The sequence below is a fragment of the Pseudoalteromonas sp. PAST1 genome (assembly GCF_021532515.1).
Lineage (GTDB): Bacteria > Pseudomonadota > Gammaproteobacteria > Enterobacterales > Alteromonadaceae > Pseudoalteromonas > Pseudoalteromonas simplex.
In genome coordinates this window covers 62,565-84,853 of the sequence record NZ_JAKGBH010000002.1, presented here as the reverse complement: position 1 = coordinate 84,853, position 22,289 = coordinate 62,565, and the positions used below count along the sequence as shown (strand labels likewise).

Genomic DNA, 22,289 nt, shown 5'->3' with positions numbered 1-22,289 from the left:
AAAAAGCGCAGTTTATCTGCGCTTTTTTAATGCTACACTATGAGAATATTTACCTAGATAAAGAACTAATTTTGAATAATAAAGCACTGAAATATAACTTTGTTTCATTTCTTATTCTGACAATTTTGTTTTTTATCATTGCTACCCTAGCTGTACATTTAGCCAGCCCTACCCGCTACACCATAGATAAAACAGCCCCCATCTACAGTAATACGGCGTATCGAATAGATAGCAGTAAAGCGCTAACACTCGAGCAGTTTTTAGCTGAGCCAGACAAGCTTAAACATCGCCCTTTTAAAGATGTTGAATGGGATTTAGCAGCGCAAGATTATTGGTTAAAGCTTGATTTAGAAAACCGTCAAGCTAAGCCTGTGGAGCTGGCGATTCACTTTGACAACCCTATGGTTGATTACCTTAGCGTTTATCATGTTGATGATACAGGGCAGCTTATAGATACAACCGAGCTAGGTGATAAAGTCTCTGGCCTTAGTTTGTTTCAATACAGTACACCGCACAGCATGCTCACCATGCAGGGCTATGAACAAACATCCCTCATTATAAAAATAGATACGGTTGGGATTAGCAAAACACCTATTAATATTTATGGTGAAAAAGAGTTTCAAGACCTACTACGTTCGCAATCAGGAATTTGGGGGATCTTCATTGGTGTGCTGATCATGGCAGCTCTGTATAACTTGGTATTATTTTTAGGGATCCGTGACCGCGTCTATCTTATTTATATAGGCTACATCATCTCAGCACTACTACTTATGGGCTCAGTGCTAGGCTTTGGTTTTTATTTATGGCCGTTATCGTGGCAAATCTTTTTTAATGAGCAAGTGGTCTTCAGTAACTACGCGATTGCATTTTTCACCGTCGCCTTTTGCACCATGTTCTTACGCTACCATAAAGACAATTGCCGCTTATACAAACTCAGTATCAGCTTTTTAGCCTTGCTGTTCAGCCTCGGTTTGCTCAGCTTTTTTATGTTGGAATACCATTCCTCGAAAATCTTTTTTGCCATCATGGTGCCGTTATACATTTTATGTATTTGCATGATTTACAAAAAGTTGGTGAGTGGTTTTCGGTGGGCAAAGTTTTACGTCATGTCGTGGGTGCCACTGATTGTAGGCGCTGCCATTCAGCCGTTAGAACTAACGGGCTTTATTCCCTACAGTTTTGCTGTTAGGCACATATTTTTAGTCGCCATTCTCTGTGAGATTGTGCTTATGGCAATGGCGCTGGCAGATCGTGTTTGTTATCAACGTGAAAAAGCGCTGTATCATGCAACCCATACGCAACAAACTGAGCTACTCAACCAAGCAATGCTCAAACAAGCCTATATGGCGATTACCTCGGAGCAAAGACTAGCTAACCTTTGTTTAGTGAAAATAGAGCAATTCAATGCCCTTATGAGCATTCTAAAGCCAAGCCAAAGCAGCCAAATAATTATCACTGTTGCCCAATCGCTAGAGCATCAAATTAATAAAAATAGGCAATTTATTAATTTAGAATCAGCGTTAGATAACAGTCCAAAAGTGGCTGACTTAGGCAATGGTGTACTGGCTTTTATTTCGACCAAAATTCAATCGAAAGCAGAAATCTATCAAGAACTTAGCAATATATGCAAGCAGCTACCTAAGCAATATAAAGTGGCAGGCTTAGACCTTCAGCTTTATTACCGCTATAGCATTACTGAACCGGTGAGTGATGATGGCTTTGATATTTGGCTGCAACGTGGCTACTTAGGTTTATCGCAAAAACATCAAAATATAGACTTTAGTAAAGCTCATATTGATATGGATGTGAGCCTTGCTGCTGAGTTACAACAAGCAATGCGAAGTAATACCTTAGCTATTTACTTACAACCCATTATTAGTTTACGCAGCGGTGCTATTTCTGGTGCAGAGGCATTATTACGCTGGCCAACAGCAGGTAAACATCTTGATATTGAGCAACTCATTTTATTGGCTGAGCGCACTGGTTTAATTAACGAATTGAGCTTATGGGTGATTGATCAGGCTTGCCTAGCCGCTGCAAAGCTTAATCGACAAGGCTATCGCGACCATACCATTAGCGTTAATTTAAGTGCTAAGAATCTCGCGATCCCTAAGCTGGTCGAAAAAGTCGAAAACACCATTCTAAAACATGGCATTACTGCGGATCAGTTAAAGTTTGAATTAACTGAGTTTGCGCTTATAAAGAACCATGATGAAATGGTCAGCTTTATCAGCGAACTCAATAAACTCGGTAGCAAGGTGGTACTCGATGATTTTGGTACTGGTTACTCGTCGTTAAACTACTTAGTAAATTATTCTTTTAGTACGATTAAAGTCGATAAGAGCTTTATTCTAGATTTAGTGAATAACACTACCAACCAAGTGGTGGTAAAAACGGCCATTGATATGGCCCATAACCTTGATATGAATATCACCATCGAAGGCATTGAAGACCAAGAAACAGAAAAAATGCTGATCAAGATGGGCGCAGATCAAGGGCAAGGCTATTATTACAGCAAAGCGGTGCCGATTAATGAGTATCTAAGCTTTATTGCCTCACAATTTAAATAGGCCGTGTTACACTGCCCTTTTTTAACATCTTTAGGGGCCATGTAAAGATGCAAGGTACGATCAGAAAATTAAAGTCGACACTGACCTCTCCTGTCGAATATCAATTACCTATCGGTGATGAGCTAGTTTCATTAAATGACTATATTGGTAAGCCGCTCACGCTGACTTTCACCGGCAATATTTTTTGCTGTAACTGTGGTAAGAAAACCAAGAAAAGCTACTCTCAAGGCCACTGTTTTGTGTGTATGCGCAAACTGGCTAGCTGTGACATGTGTATCATGAAACCTGAAACGTGTCACTTTGATAAGGGCACCTGTCGTGAGCCACAGTGGGGTGAAGAAAACTGCATGATCCCGCACTACGTATATTTAGCCAACACTTCAGGCCTAAAAGTAGGTATTACCCGCCATACTCAAATTCCTACACGCTGGATTGACCAAGGTGCGACGCAAGCTTTACCTATCTTCAAAGTACAAACCCGCCTTCAATCGGGTTTAGTTGAGGTTGCTTTAGCCGAGTTTATTGCTGATAAAACCAATTGGCGAAACATGCTAAAAGGCCAATCTGAAGCGATTGATTTAAAAGCTGCGGCAGCAGAGTTGATCCCACAAATTGATGCTAAGCTGAGTGAACTTGCAGAGCTATTTGGCGCAACAGCCATTGAAAAGCTCGATGAAGAGGTGGTCGAGCTAGACTACCCAGTAAGTGAATACCCAAGCAAGATCAGCTCTTTCAATTTTGATAAAGCACCAGAAGTATCGGGTATTTTAAAAGGCATTAAAGGCCAGTACTTAATTTTTGATACTGGCGTCATTAATATTCGTAAATTCACTTCTTACGAAATTAGCCTAGCTTAGGCTCTTTTTTCGGTATTGAGATAAAAGTCATACCATTGTTGCTTCGCTATTGGGCGGCAAAAGTAATAGCCTTGAATGGTATCGCAGTTAAGTGAACGTAAGTAATTTAACTGCTCTACCTTCTCTACCCCTTCCGCGACAACATGAATACTCAAGCTTTTCGCCAGGCTAATAATCGCCGTGACAATTTCACTATTACCGTATTCATCTGGCACTTTTGCGATAAAGCTGGCATCAATTTTTAACGTATCAATTGGCAGTTTGGTTAAGTAGCTTAAAGCCGAATAGCCCGTGCCAAAGTCATCTAACGTTATATGCACGCCTAACTTTTTAAGCGCGAGTAACTCTTGCTTAGCCTCACTAAAGTGGCTGATAAAACAGCTTTCAGTAAGCTCTACTTCAAGCTTGTGTGGGTCTACATCGTAACGCTCGAGTAAGCGCTCAACATTCGATGCTAACTGCCCCTGACGCAAGTGATTAGCCGAAATATTAATTGCTAAGCGCCCTGCTTCAATGCCTTGTTGATGCCATTTTTCTAACTCTTTACAAGCTTGCTCGATGACCCATAAATCAAGTTTCACAATTAGGCCAAGCTCTTCAGCAAGAGGAATAAATTTACCGGGTGATATCACCCCAAGATTTGGCTCATGCCAACGTAAGAGCGCCTCTACCCCTAAAATTTTGCCAGAATTTAACTGCTGCTTAGGCTGGAAATAAAGCTCAAACTCATCGCTTTCGATGGCGTTTTGTAATCGGCTCATCATAGCCAATCGCTCTAAAGAACGTGCATTCATCGCAGGTTTGAATAATTGAAATGAATTACGCCCCACTTCTTTAGCACGGTACATAGCAATATCGGCATGCTTGAGCAACGTAGCGCTATCTACGCCATCATCAGGGAAAACTGCAGCGCCAATTGAGGCTGTAATTGCAACCACATGCTCGTTAATAGCAAGCGGCATACTGACTTGCTGTAATACTTGTTCTGCAAAGTTGAGCAGTGTTTCAACCCGATTTACTTCACATAACAGGACAAACTCATCGCCACCTAAGCGTGCAAGGGTATCCCCTTCAGGAAGAATTGATAAAATACGCTCTGCCACTTGCTGTAATAAGTTATCGCCAGCGTCATGCCCTAAACTGTCGTTCACCTCTTTAAAGCGGTCTAAGTCAATAAACATCACTGCTAATAGATCATGGTTTCGTTTGGCGCTGCTAAGAGCTATTGAGAGTCGGTCATGAAATAAGCGCCGATTAGGCAAGCCTGTCAGTTCATCGTAATAGGCGAGCTGGGCAATTTTTTCTTCTGCACGCTTGCGCTCTGTAATGTCGCTAAAAATTGCCGCATAAAGTACTTCATCAAAGTTAGGATCTTTAATCTGGATAATGGTGAGCCACTCAACAAACTCTTCACCATCTTTTTTGCAATTGCAGATCTCCCCCTGCCAGACCCCTTCGTATTCAATGGCATGCCACATCTTTTGATAAAACGAACGGCTATGTTTTGTAGAACTTAAAATATTAGGGCGCTTTCCAATTACTTCATGCTCAGCAAAGCCGGTCAATTTAGTAAAAGCAGGGTTAACTTGAATAATCGTGCCGTCTTTACGGGTTAGCATTATGCCATCGAGTGAGGCATCAATAATTTTATTTGCCAAAAACAAGTTACGTTGTGACTTTTGCAAAGCAATATCACGCTGCTCAATTGCCCGCTCAAGCTCGCAGCAATAAGCTGACTCGATCTCAGTGATCAAATCAGCAAATGAAATCACCCCGCAAATTTCATCATCTCTGACCACCAAATGACGCACATTACGATCTGTCATAGTGCGATACGCATCAAATAAACTGCTTTCACAATCAATTTCAATGAGCGGATAGCTGGCATATTGCCAACAAGGATTTAGCCACTCGGTTTGAATGATCAGCTCAACAATATCACGCTGAGTAATAATACCGTGCAGTTCAAGCTCTCGGTTATAAACCAGTACACTATCAAGGCGGCCTGCACGCATCAGCTGCACAACCTCTTCTATTGGAGTTTGCGCATCAACTATCTCTAAGTCAGTGCGATACTGCTCATGAATAGGCCGAAATTGTAGGTAGTGGTCCAAACCTTGGTTATGCACAATATCAGATAAGTTCAACATACCTGCAGGCTGATTCTCGCTATCCATCACCAATAAATGACGAATACCATGCTGTTGAAAACGCAGGGTTGCATCACTGACTGAGCATTGATTCGGCACTGTAATAACAGGCGCAGACATGACCTCGTGAATGGCTAGGTTTTTATAAAGCGGGCTGCTGATGTCAATTTTCAAACAATCAGCTTCCGTCCAAATCCCAACCACGGATTGCTCATGCTTGATAAAAATCGCCGTCACATTGTGAACATGCATCAACCTCACCGCATCGACCAAAGGCGTATGCGCAGGACACGATACCAACTTTTGCGAAAAGACATCACTGACCTTTTGATGTCGTCTTGGTTGATTCATAAGTCGACTTTCCTAGTTCTTACATGAATTGGCAATTATAATCATTTCAACCTTGGCAACTTTGACACAGGACAATAAATGCACTCATCATTTCCTAAGATTATTTTTTCAGACCATGAATTAGCATTAGTAGAAGATGAAGCCGATATAGAAAGCTTTGTATATGGTTTGAGTGAAGAGCAGCAAGAAACTATCTTGCTTTTAACAACAGGGCAGTATGTCAACTTGCAGGGAGAAAGCGTGAAAGCGTTAACTGACGTTGAACTTGCGAATAGAGTGACAGAATATCTAGCACAAGAAGGAGTGTGCTGCTTAAGTAAGGTTACTCGGCTTACACCACCGCAAGCCTTTGCGATGCTGGTAGATTAAGGGGCATCCACCAGCGCTTTAATGTGCGCAACGGCACTGCGACCAAGGGCTGATAAAGCATAGCCCCCTTCAAGATAAGAGATAATCCCTTTGCAACCTTGCTGCTGACAAAATTCAGCTAATTGCGTGGTTAGCCATGCGTAATCATCTTCAACAAACTTCAGGCTTGCCATGTCATCTTCAAGGTGAGCATCAAACCCGGCACTAATAAACAATAGTTCAGGTTTAAATTCATTGAGTTTTGGTAGCCACTGCTCAAGGTAAACAGCTTTTAAGTCATTACCATCACTGGCAATTGGCAGCGGTGAGTTCACTAACGTCGCGTTATTTTCAACGGCGGTATTTGGGTAAAACGGGTGTTGAAACAAAGAGCAAAACAACACAGTGTCATCATCTAAAAATATATCTTGTGTGCCGTTGCCGTGGTGTACATCAAAGTCCAAAATAGCGATGCGTTTTACACCTTTGCTTTGCGCGTACTTCACGGCAATGGCTAGGTTATTAAAAACGCAAAATCCTGCAGAGGTGCTGCGGTTTGCATGATGCCCAGGTGGTCTAACAGAACAAAACGCGGCATCCAGCTTATCAGCAAGGATTTCATCAACGGCGAGTAATCCAGCACCAACGGCTCGTTCAATCGCTTTCATTGAATCTGGGCACAACCAAGTGTCGCCGTCTAATTCAGCAAGTCCTTCATCTGGAATTGTTTGCTCTACATGGCTTACCAAAGGTTCATCATGAGCACGTAAAAAGTCGTCGCGGCTGGCTTTAGGAGCTTGTAAGTGAGTAATTGCTATATCAACACCACTTGCTAGCAAGCGGTCGGTGATCACATCTAAACGCGCAGGGCATTCGGGGTGATCCTCAATCATTTTATGTTTACGACAAAATGGATGTGAGATAACTGCCGTTCTCATAATACGCTCCTTGAATTATTTTCCCCCAGTATAACAAAGCCACCTAATGGTGGCTTTGCGACTTTGGTTTACTTTTTAGCGCGTAAATCTAAATTCCTAAAGTCAAAACTAAAGTCTGTCACCGCCGTTGAGACAGCGCGCATTTTTGCACTACTCACTCGGTTATCAGGGCTCATTTGAAACTCAATGTAAGCATCTGCTTCGAGTAACTTTTCATCCCACTTCACAATAAACGTATTGCCGGTGTAATGCTCCAGCTGACCTTTCAAACGCTTTGTATGTGTAAAATCAATACGTAGCTGCTCATTTAACTCCTCGATTACCACATCACCATACCAGTTATCGTGCAGCGTGCCTGTGTAGTTGATGTTTGGTAGTTTCGCTTGATAATCAGCAGGTGTTTCTGGTTTTGCGTTTGCGTAAGCTTCTTTTTTACCTTCAAAGTGCTTTTTAGCAAGGTCTTCAACCCAGTCTTTATCTTCAAGATCTAATGCATCTTCTAATACTTCGTAAGTCACCGCAGAAAGCGCGCTGAATGCTTGCTGGTTACTCAAAATAACAATACCGAGGTTTTTCTCTGGTAATAATGTCACTTGAGACACCATGCCTAAGATACCACCACCATGGCCTAGCTTTTTAATGCCGTGGAAATCTTCAATGCTCCAGCCTAAACCATAACCTCTAAATTGTTGGTGGTAAGCTTCATAAGCACTTTTTGATGCCATTGACGTAATGTGCGGGTGCCACATTTGTTGCTGCTGCTTTTCTGTAAATAACTGCTGGCCATTTGGCATTTTGCCATGAGCAAGCTGCGTGCGTAGCCATTGGCTCATATCGCTTACGCTTGATGCAATCGCACCAGCGCCACGAAAATCTTCAAGGTAGTTCACAAAAAATGGATGTAGTTGGCCATCCATTGGAATATGACCCGTCGCCCAGTTTTTATTGCTACTAGGAATGCGTGAAAAACCTGCACGTGAGTTTTTCATATCAAGTGGCTGAAGAATATTCTTCTCGATGTAATCATTCCAGCTCATGCCTGAAACACGGGCTACTACCTCACCGGCTGTTACAAACATTAAGTTGTTATAGGCGTATTTACTACGGAAGCTACTCGCTGGTTTTAAGTATTTAAGACCTGCGATAATTTCATCAATCGATTTGTCAGTATCTGGCCAAATCATTAAATCGCCTTGCCCTAAACCTAAACCGCTACGGTGGCTTAATAAATCGCGAATGGTCATTTCACGTGTTACGTAAGGGTCATACAGACGAAACTCAGGAAGATGATCAATTACTTTGTCATCCCAGCTAAGCTTACCTTCATCAATTAATTTAGCTAACGCTGCTGCGGTAAATGCTTTGGTGTTTGACGCGATACCGAATAAGGTGTCTTTATTTACTTTTTTACCGGTATCAAGGTGAGATACACCAAAACCTTTTGCTAACACGACCTGGTCATTTTCAACAATCGCTACAGCCATACCCGGTACGTCAAAACGTGCCATTGACGTTTCGATTACTTTTTCAATTTTTTTAGTATCAATATCGGCATAACTGTAAAACGAACAGCTCGATAACAGCGCCGCTGCAACGGCTAATTTACGAAATATCATAATATCCCTTGGTGATTTTTATTGTTGTGAATAGCGAACTCTTTCGCTGCTCGGGTTTTATCTGGATCATCGCAACTTGGCCTTGCGAGTATTGCTTCACTGTAATGATTTGGTACACCTGCTTCAAGCGCTCCGCGATGAACATGCTGAAGATACCAGTCGAATGGCAGTAAAGACTCATCCAAGGTGTTAGCGATATAACAATGGGCAGCAAGTTGCTCGCCATCTAGTAGTTCAACAGTGATATCTACACAGTCATAACGCGGCCCTTCGATATCATCAAGAATCGACTTTTCAGCTTCGTTTAACTGATACACAACACCATATACCAAGGCATCTGCCTGATCTGTTTTACGCACGCTACACTTTGCAGAGCCGTCGGTACTTACCATATCAAACGTCAACTCATAGCCCTTTAAAGTAGCTGTGCCTACCCGCTTTGCTTCAGGTAACCTTGCCAGCAATCTGCTCGATGACATATTTGAACCAAATGAAAAGTTATATAGCGCCATACTTACCTCACACAACAACGCGAATAGCTAAGGCAATTAAGATCACACCAATGCCTCTATCAAACCAGTATCCGCTTTTTAAGAAAAATGCTCGCACTGATGCTTTTGATAACACCAATGATAAAAATGAAAACCACAGCCAAGTCGCCATTGCCATATACACGCCATAACCAGCCTGCACTACAACAGGTGTTTCAGGGCTTATTACAAGAGTAAACAACGACATAAAAAACAGTGTTGCTTTGGGATTAAGGGCATTGGTAAAAAAGCCGCGTCGAAATGCTTTATACACAGATTCAGGCTCAGCAGGAGAAAGGGTTTGCTGTTCACTATCGCTAGGTTTTGCGCTTCGTAAAGCTTGCACACCCAAGTATGCCAAATAAGCCCCTGCAAGGTATTTTAAAGCCATGAATAAGCTAGGTGACTGGGATAAAATTAATGCCACACCTAATACACAATAAGCAATATGCAGCAAAATAGCCGCACCAACCCCTGCACTGGTCCAAAGCGCATTTTTACGACCTTGTTGAATACTTTGCTTTAGTACAATTGCAAAGTCAGGGCCTGGGCTTGCTACCGCAAAAAAGTGAGCAATGGCTATCAATAAAAACTCATCTAAATACTGCACTCAATATTACCCTACTGCTTGTTCATCTAATGCTAATAACAACGGATTTGCACTGTCACTCACCAATGCTTTAATTTGCTTTTGCGCTTTTTTATATTGGCTGCGTAAATGGGGCTTTAAAAACTTCTTCGACTGATTATCCCCTTTAAAATGCGTAACCAGCGCATGCATAAATAGCGTTTGTGGCTCAGTCAACGCCGCTTGGCGATTAGCATAAGGGTTATAACCGCAGCCGCAGCCTCCTTTAAATTGATACACCGTATTACTCATCATCACCCCAAAGCCTAAATAGCATGCCAACGCATCGCTCGCTTGCGGTAAGTACTCTTTACCACCGGGCGGTAATACACCTACATGGTGAATCAAAATGGTTGCTAAGGTACCAGCAAAACTTGCCACTAAATCTTGCGGTTGATTGATTTGGTTCGGGTTAAACGAGATATTCACCGGATGATTTGCCGGCACAATTAAACTCGCCTCGCTACCGCGTAAATTGTCTTGAAATTCAAAATGCGGAAACACCTGAGGTGTAAGCCCAGATGGCGCAACTAAGTTAATTGGCCACGCCTGCATCCCCGCATAATCAACAACTCGGCTAAATACTTTTTCAGCCATTTCACTGACGCTCGATACCCTATCCGGAAAGAACTGCCCGTTAGGTAAAATGATTTGTGTGTGTTTTAAAAAATATTCACTATCAAAGTGTTCAACAGCCCATAAAAAGGTATCGATTAACCACTGCTGCTCTTGCTCATCAACAAGTGGGGCTGACTTAAATAACGCTAACATAAATTACTCTTGTGATTGTGCCCACTGCCATGCATCCGTATTGTAAAGAGGCACGGTTGATAAAGCATGATGATGGCTGCCGCTCGACTCTTTCGTTGAATAAGACAAATATAATAAAGTGCGTGTTGGCGCATCATAAATACGACGCACTTTTAACGACTTAAACAAAATACTTTTCGATGACTTAAACACCACTTCGCCCGATTTACTGCGGTCAATTTGTTGTAATTGTTCAGCGGTTATAGGTCCTGTTTGACGACAAGCAATAGACATATCAGATGGATCAGCAAAATCAAGATTCGCTTCAATATGGCTAATATGGCAAGTAACACCGCTTATAAGCGGGTCTTGTTGTGATACCACTTTAATATCTTTGGTAGTGAATAGCCCCAAACTCACCGAAGCTGCATCATCCGAGCAACCGCTCAACAAAATCAGTGGCGCAGTAAGTGCAGCTAATTTTAGTAACTTCATCCTAGTGTTCCTTATTAAAAAGCGATAGTTGTCCGTTTACAACGATTTGCTTGCTATGTTTCAATACTATCTCAAAATATCTTCAACAACGAGCACCTAAACAATGAAAAAATCGCTTGGTTTACTGTGTTTAATGTTCTTAAGTAGTACCGCTCACGCTGACTACTCTATTAGCGCTGGTTTCGGCAAAAACTTTACTAACTCGGTGCAAACCGAAGAAAACCTTAAAATTGAGCTTGAGGATGACAGCCATTTTACTGTCAGCCTAGATAGAACTATTGATAATGCTCGTTATGGGTTCTTTTATTCTGCAACCGAACTTGATATGAAAGACCAAACCAACAAGCAAGTCGAGATGCAATACCTGCTATTTCAAAGTGCCGTTGAAGTGCCATTAGCTGACCGTATAGTTGGTTTTGTTGGTGCCCAAATTGGCGCAAATCACGTCAGCACTGACTTTGCCGACTCTGATACATATTTTACCTCTGGCCTTTATGCTGGCGCAGATTATTTATTTACTGAACAAGCACGGGTTTATGTTGAAACTCGCTGGCTGGCAACTATTGTAAATAATGCAAGTAACGTATCGTGCACATTGCCAACATCAGAAGACGACCAATGTCTATGGCACTTTGATGGTGATGTGTTAAACCAATTTCAGACAAACATCGGTTTTAGTTACCGCTTTTAAGGAAGACCCCATGCCGCACATTGTTATAGAACACTCAGAAGACTTGCCAATTCTGCCACAAGTGTTAGTTGAAAAAGTTCACCAAGCCGTTTTTGACTCAGGCTTATTTGATCTTTCGACCATAAAGACTCGTGCAATCGCTTATCAACATTACGAATTAGGTGAAGGTAAAGATGGCTTTATACACATCGGCGCATCAATTATGGCAGGAAGAACCGTAGAGCAAAAGCAGATGCTTAGTGAGCAATTATTAAATTGCTTAAGAACATACTGCCGCCGCTCGTATAGTCTAAGCGTTAATATTTATGATATTGATGCTGATATCTATCGTAAGTGCTAGCTTACTTTGGTAAATAAGCTGCGGGTAAACGCTTGATTTCTATCTCAGGCGATAGATACGCAGTGTAAACCAACCAACGTTCATCGGGTATGTAGGTCAGACCCGATGAACGGCTATATGCGCGCTCAGGCAAAGCAATTAAATCATGATGTTGTTTACTAGCTAAGTCATAGTAGCTAATACGATAATCACCTCGGCGCTCTTTATAATAATAAATACGCCCTTCATGATACGCGTTTTTTGCTACTCGTAACCACGCATATTTGCGCGCCAACTTAACATCGTTCACCAGCATTTCTTCAACACCTGTATCATGATGTTTAATCCAAATAGCATGGCGCGAATTGGTAAATAAAATATCGCCCGATTGTGTTTCAACGCCATACTGTGCTGGCATTTCAACAGCTTTTCCTTGGTTTTTTCCTGATAAATCATAACGGTAAAGATAGTCACCATCAGAGACTAAAAAATGCTGACTATCAGCACTAAACTTAGGTTTAGCAGCATAGCTAAATGGCAGTTCGATTTGTTGGCTTTGCTCTACTTTGAAATCATAAAAATATAAACGAGCGCTGCCGTTATCGTTCAATGAAAACAAGATATAACGTCCATCGGCTGACCAGGTCGGGTCACGGATCTCAGCGATACTATGTGAAATATTAGTAAGCTGTTTTCGCGAGCTACTATCGGGGTTTACAATCCAAAGCTGCGAACTGCCTGACTCATTCGACACATACAGCAGTTTATTCTGTTGCTGATTATACTCGGGAAAGAGCGAGCTAAAGTTAGTCGACAACATAGAAAATGGCGAGCTTGCCACCTGTTCGTCTATTTTCAGTCGCGTGATTACCTTATCTAAATCCCATTGATGATAATAAACACTCCCATCGCCACTGAAGTTAGGTGAACTCATACCAGCAATTTGCGTGTTGATTAAGGTTTTATTCTTAATATCATAAAAATAGCCATAACGCTTAGCGCCCTCAACTGCACTAAACGCCAATTGCTCTTTAGACGGATGCCAATCTACACCATGAATATCAACAAAATCATGAGTTAGCCGTTGGCTTTGCCCTGTTTTTACATCTATTAAAAACAACGCTTTTTGGTTGTTTTTAACATTACGCGTAACCACAACTCGCTGTGCATCGGGCGAAAACGACACTGACTCATACACAGTTTCGCAGTCATCATTACAAGGAATAACTGTTTCTTTTGTTTGTTTTTCCTGTAACCCAAGTAGCTTGATACGAGTCACCCTGTTGCCTGACTGCCCAGTGTGATCTGCAATATAGGCTAGAGTTTTGCCATCACTACTGATATCAAGATCTGCTGCATAGCTATTACTGCACTCGCCAAGTACAACACTGGTGGCATTCACCAAAGACAGTTTTACAATTTCACAAACATCTGACGCCATTCGGTAATAGTATAAAGTATTTGAGTCTGGGCTAAACACAGAGCGTCCTTCGGTAAAAGGTGAGTCTGTTAATTGCTTGGCTGGGTGTTCAGGAAAATGTAAATCGCGTAAATAGAGGTTATTTTGTTTACCAAGTTGTCGCCATGAATACACCAAATAGTGTTGATCATCTGAAATTGAAGGATAAATCTCACGACCAGGGCTTGCCGTCACACTCTCGATGCTATTAAGTGGCAACACAAAGCTTGAATTGATTTGCTCTGAGGGCGATAAAAACAACCAATACATTCCCACTAGGCTTATTAAACAAAAAGCCACAAACAACTGCCTTATTTGTACTGCTGTGATACTAAAGCCCTCGGTTTTTACTTCATCGGCTGTAGCTATTGGTTCAGGCTTTAACAGTACCCGGTAACCCGTTTTACGTAATGTCTCTATATAAGTTTGTTCTGGGTCGAGTTCTTTAAATGTTTTTCGTAAATGCCAAATAGCATTCGTTAACGCTTTTTCCCCAACATAAAAATTACCTTCCCACACATGGTTAATAAGATCTTCACGGGTGATAGGTTCAGGGTAGCGCCCAACTAAACAGCCTAATAGCTCAATGAATTTAGGCTGCAAAAGCTGTTCACTGCCATTGCATATCAGTTTATTTTCGAGCGGGTTAACAACACATGGGCCCAGCTGATAAGCGCGATTCGATGTTTCCATTAACTCTAAATAAAACCTCATTTTAGATAAACAGCAGTGTAAGCCCCTACCAATCTAACGTAAAAGCCAAGTATTAACCAGTCTAGAATTGCAATTTAATTAACAATAAGAATTTTCCTAACGCACTGTTTTTAAATGAATAGATATTCAATAGATATAAAATAGAGACATAAACGAGCAACCTAAGATTGTAGTTAAGTTCACATTTCTATAATTATTTTAACGTCAATACCGACCAACCAGAGTGTTGTTCGCTGTAAATTTTAACTGCCCTTAAAAAGAGCATCACTCTGGTTCTAAAAACTAAAAATATAACAACTAGGAACGCCTGTGAGAAATTTACTAACCAAACCTTGTGCCATTGCACTTGCCGTTGCCAGTGGTTTTAGTCAACATGCTTTTGCAGATGAGGCTGAAATAGCTCGCACTGCCAATACCACCCCAACAGCCAATGAGCAAACTGAAGAACCTGAAAAAATTGTCGTGACAGGTTCACGAATAAAGCGTGATAGTTTTTCCATTTCAACCCCCTTAGTAACGATGGATCGTGACGCTATTTCCGATACAGGATTAAGCAACTTATCAGATATTTTAGTTGATAACATGCCAGCTCTTAGCGAGAGCATCGGTAACACCACCAGCCAATCAAGCGTTTCAACTACCGGTCTATCAACAGTTGAACTACGTAACTTAGGCCCTAATCGCACCTTAACGCTGATCGATGGCCGTCGTGTAGTTTCTAATAGCTACAGCGGCAACTATGTCAGTTTAAATACTATTCCGAGCGGCATGGTTGATCGCGTTGAAATAATAAGCGGCGGTGCATCTGCAACTTATGGTGCCGATGCTGTGGCCGGTGTTGTTAATATCATCACTCAATCAAAAAAAGAAGGGTTTGATTTTAAAGCTAAAACTGGCGAGTCAACTGAAGGAGGCAGTAAAGAGTTTAGCCTCGACTTAAACTATGGTACGTCATTCGATGATGGTCGCGGCTATGCTTATTTCAGTTCAAACTGGGACCGTGATTTCGGTATGACTTTTTACGACCGTAAACGCGCACAAATAGAAGATAGCTACGATTACGATAAAGAGCGCATGTGTAATGTAATGCAAACAGCAGATGGCGATCAATGTATGCGCGACATCACGCAAGCTGATTGGGTGAGTAAAAGTGATGGTCTTTCTGGTGGTGTGTTTTTAGAAAATGGCAAAAACGACACACAGTTCTGGTACGACGGACAAACCCTGCGTGATGATTGGAAAGGTAATGAAGAAATTTATGGGATCAATTCAAATCAGTATGTAATGCTTGATGTACCAAGCGATAACTTCTCTACTGCAGTTAAAATTGATTATGACCTTACTGACAATGTGATGTTTTACGCGCAAGTGCAATACAGTGACAGTGATTCGTTCAATCATAAATCACCAGAAGACGAATATGAGGGTGCCACAGCACCGCAGTTTGATCCGGCTACAGGTGAGCCTTTAGGGCTTGTAAAACCGGGTTATATTCCAATTGACAATCCGTATGTTCCACAAGAGATTCTTGATGCAAACCCATACAAAGACCGTATTTATTGGGATCGTCGCTTTCATGAGGTTGGTAACATCACTACTGACAATAGTCGAAAAACTATTCGCAGCTGGGCTGGCCTTCAAGGCACTCTATTTAATGACGAGTGGGACTGGGATTTTTCAGTCAGCTATGGTCGATTTAAACAACATCAAGTACGAAGCAATGAATTAAATACAGTTAGACTTAATCAAGCTTTACAAGCTGAAGAGTTAGCTGATGGCACAATTCAGTGTATTGATGAAGCGGCTCGCGCAGAAGGCTGTGTAGCAATTAACTTATTTGGTGAAGGCTCTATTACCGAAGAGATGGCCGCTTGGATCCGCAGCAACCCAATTATTGATACCGAGATAAAACAATATGGTGCGGTAGGCTACATTACTGGTGACCTGTTTGAGCTCCCTGCAGGGCCAGTTGCAGCTGTGTTTGGTGGTGAATACCGCAAAGATAGCCAAGACCTCAAAACCAGTGATGATATAAGAGCAGGCGGTATTACTTTTAATTATGTGCCTACTTTTTATGGTGAAGTTGATGTATATGAAGCTTTTGCTGAGCTTGCACTACCGCTTTTAAGGGATGCAACATTTGCAAAGTCACTTGATACAGACCTATCTTTACGTGTAGCTAACTACAGTATGAATAATGTCGGGACTGTTGCCAGTTATAAATTAGGCGTAATGTGGGAAATTACTAACGGCTATGCTTTTAGAGCTAACTATGCCCGTGCTCAACGTGCCCCAACTATCACAGAATTATTATCACCACCACGCGGCGACTATGACAGCTATGATGATATCTGTGATGGTCTAACAGCTACATCAACTGACGCAGGGCATGATAACTGCCGCAAAGAGCCAACACTTGCAGCCCTAATTGCAGAAGATCCTAACTTTGAATTTGATGATGATAACAACCGTTATTCACCGGGTGTGGGTAATAAAGAGCTCAAAGAAGAAACCGCTGATACCTATACTTTCGGTGTGAGTATTGCCCCTCAGTTTATCCCTGATTTTAATCTTGCGATTGATTTTTATGACATATCTGTCTCAGATGCTATCTCTGAATTAAGTAATGATAATATTCAACGAGAGTGTTATGACTCAGGTACACAATGGGGTGAAAATAATTCTTTTTGTAATGATATTACCCGTAATGATGAAGGTAATATCATTGAAATAGTACAACGTAAATACAACCTCGATGAGCTAACTGCACGTGGTTATGATGTTTCAGCTCAGTATGAATATGATTTACAAAGTTTAGGTCAGTTGGCATTTAAACTTGACTACAATCATGTCATCGAGAACTCGCAAACATACCAAAGCCCTGATGGCGGTAAAGTGACTACACATTATGCGGGCTATGGCGAAAGTAAAGATAAAGCTTCAATGTCTTTAACTTGGCGAAAAGATGAGTTACGGATCCGTTGGCGTACTAAATACTTAGGCTCATTTAAAGCAAGCCAAAGTAGAGAAGAAGAATACTTAGGCTACTTAGCAGATAATGATGAACGCTGCGCAGAAGGAAGCGATGAATGCGTTACGAACCCTGAAAAACTAGCTTTTCAAGATTACGGCTCATACCTAAGACATGATTTGTCAGTTTCTTATAAATTAGGACTGTCTAACAAAAGTGATTTACGTTTATTTGGTGGTGTGAATAACCTTTTTGATAATAAAGGGGACTTTTACCCATCAGGCCGCGGTAATTATTATTCAAAATACGGTGGTGGCAAGGGGCGCTATGCATACATAGGTGTATCATACAGCTTCTAGCCTCAGCGCTCGAAAATAAGAAGCACGCCTCAGTGGCGTGTTTCTTTATCAATGCCAGCTTTGCATCTCAACTAATCGAGACTCGGTACGCGCATATTCAAATGCCAGCTTTTGGCCTTGATATAAATCGCTAATGCCCACCTCAGCCGAAATCACCAGCAATCGGCTGCGATCATAAAACTCATCAATCAAAGCAATAAAGCGCCGCGCTTCATCATCTAAAAAGTGTTCTTGTAAATCTTGCTTTTCTCGCTGGTAGCTATCTTCAATACCATGCACAATTTGTTTGCCTGTGGCTCCGCGCCCCATTACTGGCACATTGAGTAAATACACCCGCTGAAAACGCTCTGCCAAATCAATATAATCCGCGGTGCTTCTAGGTCCTGAGCAAAGCGTCATAAAATCAAACATAATGGCGTCTTGAGCGAGCAAGATACAGCTAAGCTCGCGGTGGCAAACCTCTATCGTTGTTTGCCTTTGTATTACTTGCTCTTGCTTTAAAAAGCGCTCTGTTAGTGCCTCTTTGTTATTAATAAAATAATGTTCGGTTTGTTTACCAAAGCGAAAGCGATGATCTGTATCGCCTTCAACACTTAAAACATGGCAATACTCATTTAATAAATCGATAGTGGGTAAAAATCGTGCGCGCTGCAAACCGTTACGATATAACTGTTCTGGCTGACAGTTTGACGTTGCCACTAACACTACTTGTTGCTCAAACAGGGCTTTGAATAAGCCACCTAAGATCATGGCATCGCCAATATCAGACACAAAAAACTCATCAAAACAAATCAAGCGAATGTGCTCTGCCCACTCTTTAGCAATCACCGTCAGCGGATTTTTCTGCCCTTGCAGCTGAGTTAAGCGCTCATGCACTTGCTTCATAAAATGATGAAAGTGCAAACGCTGCTTAGCTTCAATATCAACAAGCTTGAAAAACACGTCCATTAACATGGATTTACCACGCCCTACTGGACCATACAAATAAACCCCTTTTATTGGCTTAGCGCTTTGCCACCAATGGCTTGGTGCAGCCAGTTCTATGGCTAGATTATCCAGAGCATTAATCGCTGTGCGCTGGGCACGGTCTTCTTGCAAATCACCTTTGGCTATTTGTGCTTGGTAATGCTGTAATATTTGTCCTTGCTGTACTGTCATAGGTAACTAGTATCCGCTATACTCGCCGCCATTGTAGCCGACTAAAAATGTGATCCCAATGAAATTTCCATGCCGTTTAGATAAATTTATTAGCCATATTGCCGAGTTACCTCGCAGTAAAACCAAAGCAGGTATCAAACGTAAATACGCCACCGTTAATGGCGAGGTGATCACCTCATTTGATTATTCAATCAACCAAGATGACGATGTGCGCTGGCAAGGCGAGCCACTGGTATTTTTAGGCAAACGCTACTTCATGCTCCATAAACCAGCTGGCTATGTATGTGCCAATAAAGATGACCTTCACCCGACTGTATTTGATTTACTTGATGAACCAAATATGAGCGACTTTCATGTTGCAGGCCGTTTAGATATCGACACCACAGGGTTAGTGATCATCACCAATGACGGCGACTGGTCACACAAAATTACTGCACCAAAGCATAACAAATTCAAAACCTATTTAGTTGAAACTCAAGAACCTATTGATGAAGAAGCCATTGCAGCATTAGAGCAAGGGGTGCAATTACACAACGAAAAAGAACTAACCCGCCCTGCTATTGTTGAAAAGCTTGCAAGTTACAGCTTACGCCTTTCAATTTGCGAAGGTAAATACCATCAAGTTAAACGAATGCTTGCAGCTGTAGGTAATAAAGTTGTTGAATTACATCGTGAAAAAATAGCAGACATCACCCTTGATGAAAACCTTGCAAGCGGTGAATATCGTGCCCTGACAGAAGCCGAACTGAAGCTCTAAATAGGTACTTGAGTAAAAATCATGATAACGCTGTCATTTTTCCTTAATAAAACCAGACAAACGTGGTAGAAGTTAACAGGGGAAATAATAAAGGAGGCTGACTGTGTTATCAGGATTAGCTTTAAAAACAAAAATCACCTTATTTGCTATCGCTATGTTTATTGCGTTATCGGCGATAGCATTACTTGGCTTACAATCTTTACGCCATGCCAGCGAAAGCGACAACATCGCGCGTATCAACCAGCTCATGAAGAGCACCACCAATATTGTTGAGCAATTTGAGTTGATGGTTAAAAGCAATCAACTCGAAGAAGCACAAGCAAAGAAACTCGCTATTCAGGTACTTCGAGAAAATAAATACCACGACTCAGAATATGTGTATGTCGTCGACAACAACTTAGATTTTGTCGCCACTCCGCACGACCCAGAACTACACGGCACCAGCTTTAACGATTTTAAAGATGCCAGCGGCAACAGTATCGGCCGTATGGTCGAAAATCTCGTGGGTAACACGACCAATAAAATCATCACCTATCACTGGGATTCAGTGCGAGATGGTGAAACCGTTGATTTAACCTCTGTAGTACAAAAAACACCGCTGTTTGGCTGGTATGTAGGTACAGGCATTAGCGCCAAAGAAGTTGATGAACGTTATTGGAATACTGCAAAGTGGCTGCTGGGCTTATCTATGCTTATTGCCATTGCGCTGACCTTTGCCATTGCTCGCTTTGGCTCATCACTCACCAATGCCTTAGGCGGCGAAATTGATGAAGTAATTGGTATTGTTAAGAATGTCTCTCGTGGCAACTTAAACTCACATATTCGCCAAGATACCCCACCTGAAAGCATTATTGCAGCCATGCATTATATGCAGCAAGGGTTACGCGGCGTTGTTGGTGGCATTAAAGGGGTTACAGATAGCTTAAAAAATCAAAGTGTCGATAACGAATATCGCTCTGTTGAGCTCGACAAACTCACTCGTAGCCTAAACGAAGAAACTCAAATGGTAGCTTCAGCTATTACCGAGTTAACAGCCTCAGCACAAACTGTTGTAGAACATGCTGAGCAAGCCGCTTACTCAGTGCAAGAAGCTGAGCAACAAGGTCAAAGTGCCAGCCACTTAACCAGCGAGGCTGCTGATACCATCGCGCTTTTAGAGCAGCAAATTGACAGCGCTGGTAATAATATTCAAGTGCTTGATGATGAAGTAAATAACATCGCAAATGTGCTGAGTGTTATTCAAGGTATTGCCGAACAAACTAACTTACTTGCGCTTAATGCGGCAATAGAAGCTGCCCGTGCAGGTGAGCAAGGACGAGGTTTTGCTGTGGTTGCTGATGAAGTTCGTGGGCTTGCCCAACGCACACAGACCAGCACTGAAGAAATCCGCAATATGATTGGCAAACTACAAGCTGCAACCCAAGATGCCAAGTCATCTGTTTCGCTCAGTATGAGTACCAGTGAACAAACCGTAGAAAAATCGACTAAAGCCAATGAAGAACTAAAACGCGTTGCCAGCTCACTCAGCGCAATCGCGCAAATGAGCCATCAGATAGCTATTGCTGCAAAAGAGCAGCTTGATGCTGGTGAAGACACCGCCAAGCGCATCGTAACTATCTCAGACACGGCTTCACAAACGGCTAATGTATCTAATCAGGCTCATACAGCAACCGATTTGATCAAAGGCCTTACTAGCGATTTAGAAACTGAAACCGCTAAGTTTAGCTAATTCAAACAAGTAAAAACGAAAAAGCCCAGCAACTGCTGGGCTTTTTCGTTTTAAGTTCGTATTAAGACTTTATTTGTACCAAATCAAAATCGGCCATCCCCGGCACCATTTGTTGTAATCGTGACTCAGTGACATCTAATGAGTTCAAACACTCACAGTATTCTGAGGCTTTCATCTCTAATTGCTCTGCTTTCTTTTGTAGTGATTTATCAATTTCTTTTGAGATGATGTCCATACGCTGCCCCATATCATTGATACGGTCTTCGATGTTACCTTCGCGCGATTTAAAGGCATCACCTAGCGAAACTAAAATAGCGCCAAGTGAACCGTGAACTGCAGAGTGAATTTTTTGGCTGATTTCTTTGGTAAAAAAGTCATCGATTTTCGACAGCGACTGCGGAGCAATAAAGAAAAAATCATCGCCACGCTTAAATTTATCCATTAGTGCACGCTCAACATATTGCAGTTGAGTTTTTAGCACTTCAGGCTCTTTGTCTGACATGCCCTCAACAACTTGCTCGATAGCACTTAAGCCAAGGTTTACACCATCGGTCGCCAGGTCAACAAGTTCAGGGACGGTTTGCCTGATACCGCGGCTGAACTGCTCTACAACTTGGCTTTCTTCTGGGCTTAAATCAACCCAATAACCACGTATAAACAATTGGTTATCGTTGTTGATTTGTACGCGAGTTTGACCTTTATCAACAATACGAATGACATCATCAGTGATGATCAAGCCATGGCTTAGCTCTACATCGCATTGTTTTTTTTCTAGGGTTGCGTAACTGGAAAAGCTAGAGAATGTAATGGCCGCTGCTAACAACGAGCGAAAAAAGAACGCCATATACACCTCAAAAAGACAAAAAAGGAAGGCCGCTAGATTAGCAAATATCCAATTT

At 41.9% G+C, this 22,289-nt stretch carries 18 protein-coding genes; 8 read left to right on the top strand and 10 right to left on the bottom strand.

Going from position 1 to position 22,289, the window contains the following annotated elements; genetic code table 11:
- Positions 1 to 71 precede the first annotated feature (71 nt).
- Both L1272_RS01275 and L1272_RS01270 read left to right on the top strand, forming a co-directional pair.
- A complete protein-coding gene (locus L1272_RS01275; RefSeq protein WP_235372600.1) occupies positions 72 to 2,570 on the top strand; it encodes an EAL domain-containing protein in 2,499 nt (832 codons plus the stop codon).
- 47 nt (positions 2,571 to 2,617) lie between these two features.
- A complete protein-coding gene (locus L1272_RS01270) occupies positions 2,618 to 3,427 on the top strand; it encodes a DUF2797 domain-containing protein (RefSeq protein ID WP_188728008.1) in 810 nt (269 codons plus the stop codon).
- On the opposite strand, the gene L1272_RS01265 is transcribed toward L1272_RS01270, so the two are convergent.
- Positions 3,424 to 5,928, bottom strand: coding sequence for an EAL domain-containing protein (locus L1272_RS01265; RefSeq protein ID WP_194441832.1), 2,505 nt, complete (start codon positions 5,926 to 5,928; stop codon positions 3,424 to 3,426). The two genes, L1272_RS01270 and L1272_RS01265, sit on opposite strands and share 4 nt — an antisense overlap.
- 78 nt (positions 5,929 to 6,006) lie before the next feature.
- Here L1272_RS01265 and L1272_RS01260 point away from each other — a divergent pair, with 78 nt between their 5' ends.
- A complete protein-coding gene (locus L1272_RS01260) occupies positions 6,007 to 6,297 on the top strand; it encodes a hypothetical protein (RefSeq protein ID WP_194441833.1) in 291 nt (96 codons plus the stop codon).
- Here L1272_RS01260 and L1272_RS01255 read toward each other — a convergent pair.
- The 6 genes from L1272_RS01255 to L1272_RS01230 all read right to left on the bottom strand — a co-directional run bounded on the left by L1272_RS01255 (position 6,294) and on the right by L1272_RS01230 (position 11,233).
- Positions 6,294 to 7,214 carry a histone deacetylase family protein gene (locus L1272_RS01255; RefSeq protein WP_138601705.1) on the bottom strand — a complete coding sequence of 307 codons (921 nt, stop codon included), beginning with the start codon at positions 7,212 to 7,214 and terminating at the stop codon, positions 6,294 to 6,296. The genes L1272_RS01260 and L1272_RS01255 overlap by 4 nt on opposite strands.
- 68 nt (positions 7,215 to 7,282) lie before the next feature.
- Positions 7,283 to 8,830, bottom strand: coding sequence for a serine hydrolase (locus L1272_RS01250; RefSeq protein ID WP_194441834.1), 1,548 nt, complete (start codon positions 8,828 to 8,830; stop codon positions 7,283 to 7,285).
- Positions 8,827 to 9,342, bottom strand: coding sequence for a gamma-glutamylcyclotransferase family protein (locus L1272_RS01245; protein ID WP_175082464.1), 516 nt, complete (start codon positions 9,340 to 9,342; stop codon positions 8,827 to 8,829). Before L1272_RS01245 ends, L1272_RS01250 begins: the two co-directional genes overlap by 4 nt.
- Before the next feature lie 7 nt (positions 9,343 to 9,349).
- Positions 9,350 to 9,970 (bottom strand): LysE family translocator, encoded by a 621-nt coding sequence (locus L1272_RS01240; protein ID WP_194441835.1) that lies wholly within the window; start codon positions 9,968 to 9,970, stop codon positions 9,350 to 9,352.
- Positions 9,971 to 9,976: 6 nt separating this feature from the next.
- Positions 9,977 to 10,759, bottom strand: coding sequence for a hypothetical protein (locus tag L1272_RS01235; protein ID WP_054551028.1), 783 nt, complete (start codon positions 10,757 to 10,759; stop codon positions 9,977 to 9,979).
- A 3-nt stretch (positions 10,760 to 10,762) separates the two neighbouring features.
- Entirely contained in the window at positions 10,763 to 11,233 is a 471-nt protein-coding gene (locus tag L1272_RS01230; protein WP_054551027.1) for a CreA family protein, read from the bottom strand.
- Positions 11,234 to 11,336: 103 nt separating this feature from the next.
- Here L1272_RS01230 and L1272_RS01225 point away from each other — a divergent pair, with 103 nt between their 5' ends.
- Both L1272_RS01225 and L1272_RS01220 read left to right on the top strand, forming a co-directional pair.
- A complete protein-coding gene (locus L1272_RS01225; protein ID WP_166340506.1) occupies positions 11,337 to 11,924 on the top strand; it encodes an outer membrane beta-barrel protein in 588 nt (195 codons plus the stop codon).
- A gap of 10 nt (positions 11,925 to 11,934) precedes the next feature.
- Entirely contained in the window at positions 11,935 to 12,264 is a 330-nt protein-coding gene (locus L1272_RS01220; RefSeq protein ID WP_194441836.1) for a 5-carboxymethyl-2-hydroxymuconate Delta-isomerase, read from the top strand.
- A 1-nt stretch (position 12,265) separates the two neighbouring features.
- On the opposite strand, the gene L1272_RS01215 is transcribed toward L1272_RS01220, so the two are convergent.
- The gene (locus tag L1272_RS01215) at positions 12,266 to 14,395 is read right to left on the bottom strand and encodes a winged helix-turn-helix domain-containing protein (protein ID WP_194441837.1); all 2,130 of its coding nucleotides are present in this window, start codon (positions 14,393 to 14,395) and stop codon (positions 12,266 to 12,268) included.
- 330 nt (positions 14,396 to 14,725) lie between these two features.
- Here L1272_RS01215 and L1272_RS01210 point away from each other — a divergent pair, with 330 nt between their 5' ends.
- A complete protein-coding gene (locus L1272_RS01210; protein WP_235372599.1) occupies positions 14,726 to 17,746 on the top strand; it encodes a TonB-dependent receptor domain-containing protein in 3,021 nt (1,006 codons plus the stop codon).
- A gap of 48 nt (positions 17,747 to 17,794) precedes the next feature.
- Here the strand turns inward: L1272_RS01210 and zapE are convergent, their stop codons facing one another.
- Positions 17,795 to 18,904, bottom strand: a complete 1,110-nt coding sequence (zapE, locus tag L1272_RS01205; RefSeq protein ID WP_194441839.1) for a cell division protein ZapE — start codon at positions 18,902 to 18,904, stop codon at positions 17,795 to 17,797.
- 58 nt (positions 18,905 to 18,962) lie between these two features.
- Here zapE and rsuA point away from each other — a divergent pair, with 58 nt between their 5' ends.
- Positions 18,963 to 19,661 carry a 16S rRNA pseudouridine(516) synthase RsuA gene (gene rsuA, locus L1272_RS01200; protein WP_187489807.1) on the top strand — a complete coding sequence of 233 codons (699 nt, stop codon included), beginning with the start codon at positions 18,963 to 18,965 and terminating at the stop codon, positions 19,659 to 19,661.
- 154 nt (positions 19,662 to 19,815) lie between these two features.
- Positions 19,816 to 21,390, top strand: coding sequence for a methyl-accepting chemotaxis protein (locus L1272_RS01195; RefSeq protein ID WP_138601746.1), 1,575 nt, complete (start codon positions 19,816 to 19,818; stop codon positions 21,388 to 21,390).
- Between the two features lie 61 nt (positions 21,391 to 21,451).
- On the opposite strand, the gene L1272_RS01190 is transcribed toward L1272_RS01195, so the two are convergent.
- Positions 21,452 to 22,234, bottom strand: a complete 783-nt coding sequence (locus tag L1272_RS01190; RefSeq protein WP_194441840.1) for a YggN family protein — start codon at positions 22,232 to 22,234, stop codon at positions 21,452 to 21,454.
- Positions 22,235 to 22,289: the final 55 nt, after the last annotated feature.